Raw genomic sequence first — 7,332 nt, 5'->3', positions numbered from 1 at the left:
TGCAGGCCAGGATAAGCAGCGGAGAGAGACTGATACGGTACCAGCAGACAATACGCAGGGATCGTGATATCATTGAACAGTATGCCAAAGAACTTGCGGCGGCAAACCGTAAGCTGCAGAATATGGCCATGACGGATTTTCTGACTGGACTGCCCAACCGCAGAAACGCCTTGATCCGGCTGAAAAACCTGATTGCCGAAATGGACAGATATGAGGAATCTCTCTCCTGTATCATGGCCGATATTGATCATTTTAAGAAAATCAACGATACCTATGGCCACGACTGCGGCGACATGGTTCTGAAAAAAGTTGCATCCATCCTCGAAGAAAAGGCAAGAAGCTACGATATGGTAAGCAGGTGGGGTGGAGAAGAATTCCTCATTGTATGTGCCAGAAGCAACAGGCTGGAGTCCTTTCAGCTTGCCCACAGGCTCCGTCTGGCCGTCGAAAAGTATGAATTCAGATTCACCGGAAAACACAGAGGCCATGTGACCATCAGTATCGGTATTGCCACCTGGTCTCCAGGTTTTGTCAATGAAGACGAACTGATCAAGGAGGCGGACAACTGCCTTTACCTGGCTAAAAAACATGGCAGAAACCGGGTTATTGCCATTCCACCCCCCAGCGACTGAAAAATACTTTCTCCCGCATGAATCGACTCACCCTGCTTTACCTGCTCACCTTCCTCCTTCTCCCTGCATGCAGGCAACAACCACTCACCATTACCAGACCGGAGCCCGCAAAAGACAATGGCGAATGTGTAGTGTTGGTTCATGGTATGGCAAGAAGTTCAAGCTCCCTGGAGAAAATGCAGTATGCCCTGACATCTGCAGGCTACCATACAGTTAACCTCAATTACCCTTCCACTGACGAAAAAATAGAGGTCCTCGCCGACAGATACCTCCCTCCGGCAATAGAAAAATGCAAAGTACTTGGCCGAAAAAGAGTCCATTTTGTTACCCATTCACTGGGCGGAATTGTTGTGCGCAGTAGACTGGCTGGGAAAAAACCGGAAAAACTCGGGCATGTTGTAATGCTCAGTCCGCCCAACCAGGGCAGTGAAGTTACCGACGCACTGAAGAAATGGTGGCTCTATTCCCGGCTGAACGGTCCGGCCGGCCGGCAGCTTGGTACAGCCCCGGATTCTCTCCCCAACAGGCTTGGCCCTGTCGATTATCCGGTGGGTATCATTACAGGTGACACCCACGCGTTTTTTGATTTCTGGCTCTCTTCATACTTCAAAGGGAAAAACGACGGTAAGGTTTCGGTGGAACGGGCAAAAGTTGAAGGAATGCGCGATTTTCTCGTTGTCCATAGATCCCACCCTTTTATCATGGACGCGGATGAAGTTATCGCGGCAACTCTGGCTTTTTTGCAAAACGGCAGCTTTTCAAAATAAGCGGATAAACCGGTGTCTGTCAAGAAACGGGATTGTTTCTTCCATATCAAGGAACAGGAGAAATTCTGCGGGCTCTTCTTTGCTGTAGCCCAATGCGGGCAAAAAAAGACCATGAAAAGCTGGGATCCCTGTGAATTGCAGGATTTAGGTACGATTAATCAGCCAACTCTTTTCTCAGGTCAGAGACAAGTTTTTCAGCCATTTCCCGCAGCTCGGCAAAACATGGGGGCGCAGCCCCCATGTTTTGCCCGCGACCGTAAATTTCAAGTTCATAAGCAATGCTGCGCATCTTTTCCGCCGAAAAATGGGAAACCGCTCCCTTGTAACTGTGGGCGGCCTCTCGCAGCGCCGGGCCATCATTCTCCTCAATGGCACGACTGATAGTTTCGAGCAGCGGCTGATTTTTTTCAATGAACATCTTTGCCAGTCCGTAAAACAGCTCCAGGTCACCATCGACAAAGGCAAGAGTCTGCTTCCTGTCCCATACTGCAGCGGGTAAATCTCCACCGCTCTCTTGGCTGTCTGCCCTTTCCGGGGTTCTGTCCGATTGTTCCTGTCTGTTCTGAATTATACCACGCCAGGGAGCAAGCTGGGTCATCAGGAGATCGGGTTTAATCGGCTTGGTTATAAAATCATCCATACCTGCCGCCATGCATTTTCTTCTTATTTCCCTGCTGTCATCAGCCGTCATGGCGATGATCGGTAGCCTCCTGCCCCCTTCCAGTTCCTCCATGGACCGAATCTGACGGGCAGCCTCGTACCCGCTCATTTCAGGAAGCTGAATATCCATCAGCACCAGGCAATAGTGTTGTCCACGCGCCATATTCACAGCCTCCATACCATTATCAGCAAGATCCACCTGAAAACCAATTTTTTTCAGCACGGCTGCAGCCAGTTTCTGGTTGATGGATTCATCCTCAACAAGAAGTACTGTATTTCCATAACTAATCACAGGGGCACCAACTATATGATTTTATTACCTCTGAATCAATGTCGTTAACTTAAGCGATGGGTCCCATTCCGACCTCGGCCAAGGTCAGAATGGGACTTTCATGAACCATCTTGTCCTTAAGTTAACGGCATTGACCTCTGAACTGCAATTGCTCACCTGCCACAGATTTTTTACAGGCTCTTTTGTTTACAATCAACTATCCATGCTGACAAAAGAAACCGTGAAAAGCCGGAGACCCCGATAGTCATTACCTTCTGTCAATCTTACATGGCCAGATAATAGTAACGATTCAGATCAAACAACCCGGAATGAACCGGATCAGATTCGTTAAACTTCCGCTGAAACCAGTCATATGTCTCCCAGAAGTTTTCATCCGCCCGGTTTACACCAAATTTTTCCAGCTCGATCTTTGACTGCCTGCCACTGTCATATTCATCAAGAACTCGCAGAAATTCAGGAAGATCCGCCAGATTCACATCGAAGAAATAATTAGGATATGATCCAACGAATCCCTCAATGAATGTTGCGCTGTCCTTTTCAGAACACAGCTGATCCTCCTCTTCAAAAAGTGTGGATACATCGTCATGCCATCTGTTTATTATCGCTGAGATAACGACGTCCTCCTGCTCCGGTACCCGTATGCGTACATAGGCAAGGTTGGCATTGTGATCGGCAACTTTCCGAAAAAAGGAAACACCCGGTGCCGAAACAGCCTTAAACCCGCGAATATAATCATCAATCGTCACATACGCGGTCGGGAGTTTCGGGTATTGTTCACCGTCCCGCAGGTAATTTTTATCAAAGCTGATACGAAGATCAGGATTGAAATAATGATCCACAAGGTACTCGGTAAACTCCCTTTTCGGGTCTGCGGTACTGAAATGAAAACCCGCAGGCAGTTTCGAGGGAATATAGTCCAGATTACCCAGACTCATTCCACCATACCAGTCACTGAGAACAGGCCCGCGGACCTCTTCCGGCAGGAAATTAAGAAAATTCACTTCCCCTTCCTGACGAAGTTCATCCATATAGATTCTCGTTGCAAGCTGATGCAGAGCGGTGCCATACACATCAAACCCGGCCACCAGGGAATAATAGATCCTCTCCAGGAGAGGAAAATCAATAACCCACATGGTTTTCGGCAATGCACCCCTCACCCCCCGCAACACGGAGGCACTGTCAAAATGACGAAAAACGGTCAGCGCCGGGCTGTCCGATTCCCTGTTCCCAGGCCAGATGGCCTCAGGCCCCAGCCCCCTGTAACGATACTGCATCGAATAATAGTTCTGCTTGATCCGTGCAAAAGTTGCAGAATTCTTCCTGAACTCCCTGGTGATCAGACCTTTGGCCAGGGCCGCACCGGAGGTTGCGCCTGCCGGCATATCCAGGTATTGCTCATTGTCTTTTAAAAATCCTGGAAATCTGACACTCAGGTCATATTCCGGATTCATGAAAAAGACCCAGAATACGTCATGAATCACATTCAATGCTATCTGTCCCTTGCAGACCGGCCCTCTGATGAAAGTCATGATGATATACTGCACGTTATCAAGCAGAAACTGATAACGACTTGCCGGCGGAATCTGTTCAAAGACAATAAAGGGGTTGGCGCTTGTTTTCTGATCATATTTTTCGCGATGGGGCGGCAGGAGCCATTCCGGCTCAATAAACAACTCGGTGATCCGCTCTTTCTGATCCTGGCCAAATTCAAACACCATATGGGTTTTATGAACAATAGTTGAATGAATCTTCCTGAACCGATAAAAAAATTTCCCCCCAGGATCATCATAAGGACGCACGGTGGGAATGATCCTGACCGGCTCCCCCGGCGGGGTACGGGAACGGACCAGTTCAAAAAAATCATTTGAACCGGTCTGAAAAGTGAGATGGGCCAGGAACAGATGTTCATAAAGATAGCGGGCGGTCATCGCATATTTTGCGTCATCTCTGTTAAGAAAATCCTCCCACCGGGCAATCATTTCACCATCGGCGGGTGAAACCTTTTCCAGACGCGCCCGCTCTTCCCTGGAAGGGCCATGACCTCCCTGGGCCAGCCAGCCGGCAACAGTCTGAAATTCCTTCTTTTTTAATGGAGGGAACCCGAAAGGCATACCACCGTTAGGGTGTTTTTCAAGATATACTCCCAGCTCTTCACCTGTTTCCGCGCAGGTCAGGTCTTTCGCCTCCGAACGATACTCTCCGACGGAGACAGGGTTTTTCATCTTGTGGGCCAGAAGCTGAATCATAAAAGAATTATTGTATCCGTCCGGCGCACTGCTTTCCCGGACACTGTGAAACCCTTTTTTCCGCCATCCGGCAGTGTTTTCCGCGTCAATAAAGAGCCGGGTCGGATCCATGGTTTTAAGACGGTAAGAATTGTAAACCGCCTTTTTGGTGGCGCCGCGATCGAGTCCTTCATAGGAGCTGAGCTTGAGCTGGCAGGGAGAATTATAACAACTGTGGCAGACAACACATCTTTTCACCAGGATCGGCTTTACCTCTTCGGTATAGTCTATTCTTTTCTCCGGTATTTCAATGGCAACTGGTGGAGGTGGAACTGTTTTTGCAGCACAACCGGCAATAAACAGGACGACAAAAGCAAACAACAACGAGGAATTATTCATTGAGTCTCCTGGAATAAAAGATATCCGGGTTTTCAGGTTACTGCCAAATAAACTTAGACTGCTAGAATTTGTCAAATAAAAAGCAATGGTCCAGAAAAAATCAGCGCAGACAACATTGTTAAAAAGTAACTACTCACAGGTGCCGCAGATTTTTGCAGACTCTTTTGTTCGTTATAGCCCACCTATGCGGACAAAAGAGACCGTGAAAAGCTGGGGTACCTGTGAGTAATTACGTTAAAAATTTTCTATTCGGCTCCCCTTTTTCACATGGTGTTCAACCGTTTCACAGCAGCCGCCGACGTGTCTCAACATCTTCAGCATCTCATGGAACACCGGATCATCTGCTCCCAGTTCCTTTTCCGCACGTTCAAGCATACCTGCGCCTGCTTCGGCATACTGTTTCAGCTCGTCCAGAAATATTTTTCTCTTTTCATGTCTTTTCCGTTCCTCCTCCAGCAGCGGCAGAAGACGCTCAATTGAAAATTCAACCAGGGCATCTCTGGGGGTATTGTACCTGCTTGCGACCTGTTCCAGGTTGTCCAGGGTTTTCCTTGATATCACATAGGTTTTGGCCACACGTCTGGTGCTTTCACTGAAATTTTCAAACCGTCGGGCAATCATTTTCAAACCTTCATCATCATCCATCACTGAATCGAACAGTGATTTCTGCTTAATACCCAACTGTCCCGCCAGTACAGAAAGTACCGTAATCGACCTTTCAGTCAACTTAAATGTCGCACGAACCGATTGTTTCCCCCTGAGATTCGCGCTGGACCGTTGCAAAAATTCGATCTTGGCCAATGAATTTCCATGCTTTTTCATCTCATCACTTCCCCGGTATCTATACCGTACATTACTTTTATATTTTTTTAAAAAAAGTAATGTACACTTATTGACATAACCAGATTAATTATTACCATCTTGGGTACAGAGATGCACTGGAAAAAATTAAAATAGTTCAACAAAGAGAAAGGAGATAATTATGTCACTGGTAAAATTTCAATCACAACCGACCCTGTTCAGAAGAGCAAATGATCCTGCTGGTCTGTTCGACAGCCTTCTCGATGACTTTTTCACCCCGATGATCAGCACAATGGTTCCCAAAAGTGTCAATGAAACCCGGCAGCTCAGGGTTGACATCTTTGAAAAGGACAACAATGTGGTCATCACCGCTGAAATCCCCGGTGTGAAAAAAGAAGACATCTTCGTTGACGCCAAAGGTAAATTCATAACCATTGGCGGTGAACGTAAAAGTGAAGAGGAAATAAAAGAAGAAAAATGGTACAGAATGGAGCGGGTTTATGGCAAGTTCGAAAGGACTTTCAGCCTGCCCTTTGAAGTGAACGTTGACGATGTCAAGGCAACATTCAAGGATGGCATTCTCAGGCTCGAAATCCCCAAACCTGAAGAAAAAGATGCCGTCAAGAAAATAGCAATCCAGTAAGAGTCTGGATTCCACCAATTAAACTACTCCTCAAAAAAACAGATGGCGGCCCCGGGCCGCCATCTGCCTTTGCGCACAAAAAACGTAACTCCGCATGGGGTAGCAATTCTTTGATTCCATAACCTGGAAGCAATTACCAAAAAACTCCTTTTTCCTGCGGTTTTCCTGTACAATGGTTCCAATTCCATAAATTCCTGTCTGCAAAAAGAAAGATCTCATGGGCCAAATCTATTTTCTCCACGGACTTGACTCCTCCGGTCAAGGAACCAAGGGCACTTATTTCACGACTTATTATCCCCGGGTGCAGTGTCCCGACTTTTACGGCAGCCTGAAGGAAAGACTTGAAGCTTTAACGGAAATCTGTCGGGGAAAAACCGGCCTGACCCTGATCGGATCCAGCTATGGCGGCCTGATGGCAACCTGTTTTGCTGTCACGGCACCCGAACGGATAAAACAACTGATTCTTCTGGCGCCCGCCCTGAACTACGAATCCTATTCACCACCCGAAAAAAAACTCGACACTCCTGTTACCCTGATCATCGGTAGAAATGATACGGTGACGCCTCCGGACCTGGTAATCCCCATGGCCGAAAAAACATTTAAAAACCTTGTTGTACAGGTAGAAGACGACGACCACATGCTCCACAGAAGTTTTGCACAAATTGACTGGAAAAAATGGTGCAGGAACACGGAAAAACGTAATTGATCACAGGTGCCGCAGATTTTTGCTGGCTCTTTTGTTTGCTATAGCCCACCTATGCGGACAAAAGAGACCGTGAAAAGCTGGGGGTGCCTTATAGTAAGTCTAAACTACTATTTCAATCTTTACAAAATATACGTACTATTGTTGTTAATAACTTGGCTCGACAACCTGGTTTTGGAGATACACGACCTTGCCTCTGTTACGAATATG

7 protein-coding genes are annotated in these 7,332 nt (G+C 47.2%); 4 read left to right on the top strand and 3 right to left on the bottom strand.

What is annotated here, in order from left to right; genetic code table 11:
• A partial coding sequence (locus ACXLDX_RS05310) for a GGDEF domain-containing protein (protein ID WP_457576157.1) occupies positions 1-632 on the top strand: 632 nt, incomplete at its 5' end.
• 17 nt (positions 633-649) lie between these two features.
• The gene (locus tag ACXLDX_RS05305; protein ID WP_457576156.1) at positions 650-1,399 is read left to right on the top strand and encodes an alpha/beta fold hydrolase; all 750 of its coding nucleotides are present in this window, start codon (positions 650-652) and stop codon (positions 1,397-1,399) included.
• 154 nt (positions 1,400-1,553) lie between these two features.
• Here the strand turns inward: ACXLDX_RS05305 and ACXLDX_RS05300 are convergent, their stop codons facing one another.
• The 3 genes from ACXLDX_RS05300 to ACXLDX_RS05290 form a co-directional block, all read right to left on the bottom strand.
• Complete coding sequence (locus ACXLDX_RS05300; protein ID WP_457576155.1) at positions 1,554-2,351, bottom strand: response regulator; 798 nt, start codon at positions 2,349-2,351, stop codon at positions 1,554-1,556.
• A gap of 263 nt (positions 2,352-2,614) precedes the next feature.
• On the bottom strand, positions 2,615-4,975 hold the full coding sequence (locus tag ACXLDX_RS05295) for a fatty acid cis/trans isomerase (protein ID WP_457576154.1): 2,361 nt from the start codon (positions 4,973-4,975) through the stop codon (positions 2,615-2,617).
• A 234-nt stretch (positions 4,976-5,209) separates the two neighbouring features.
• Entirely contained in the window at positions 5,210-5,797 is a 588-nt protein-coding gene (locus ACXLDX_RS05290; RefSeq protein ID WP_457576153.1) for a hypothetical protein, read from the bottom strand.
• A 160-nt stretch (positions 5,798-5,957) separates the two neighbouring features.
• Here ACXLDX_RS05290 and ACXLDX_RS05285 point away from each other — a divergent pair, with 160 nt between their 5' ends.
• Both ACXLDX_RS05285 and ACXLDX_RS05280 read left to right on the top strand, forming a co-directional pair.
• On the top strand, positions 5,958-6,419 hold the full coding sequence (locus ACXLDX_RS05285) for an Hsp20/alpha crystallin family protein (RefSeq protein WP_457576152.1): 462 nt from the start codon (positions 5,958-5,960) through the stop codon (positions 6,417-6,419).
• A 217-nt stretch (positions 6,420-6,636) separates the two neighbouring features.
• Complete coding sequence (locus tag ACXLDX_RS05280) at positions 6,637-7,125, top strand: alpha/beta fold hydrolase (protein WP_457576151.1); 489 nt, start codon at positions 6,637-6,639, stop codon at positions 7,123-7,125.
• Positions 7,126-7,332: the final 207 nt, after the last annotated feature.

This window comes from Desulfomarina sp., assembly GCF_054039375.1.
This window is presented reverse-complemented; position numbering and strand designations above follow the sequence as displayed.

Coding starts and splice junctions, on each gene's coding strand:
- ACXLDX_RS05305 (WP_457576156.1), top strand. CDS start 650: ATGAATCGACTCACCCTGCTTTACCTGCTCACCTTCCTCCTTCTCCCT.
- ACXLDX_RS05295 (WP_457576154.1), bottom strand. CDS start 4,975: ATGAATAATTCCTCGTTGTTGTTTGCTTTTGTCGTCCTGTTTATTGCC.
- ACXLDX_RS05290 (WP_457576153.1), bottom strand. CDS start 5,797: ATGAAAAAGCATGGAAATTCATTGGCCAAGATCGAATTTTTGCAACGG.
- ACXLDX_RS05285 (WP_457576152.1), top strand. CDS start 5,958: ATGTCACTGGTAAAATTTCAATCACAACCGACCCTGTTCAGAAGAGCA.
- ACXLDX_RS05280 (WP_457576151.1), top strand. CDS start 6,637: ATGGGCCAAATCTATTTTCTCCACGGACTTGACTCCTCCGGTCAAGGA.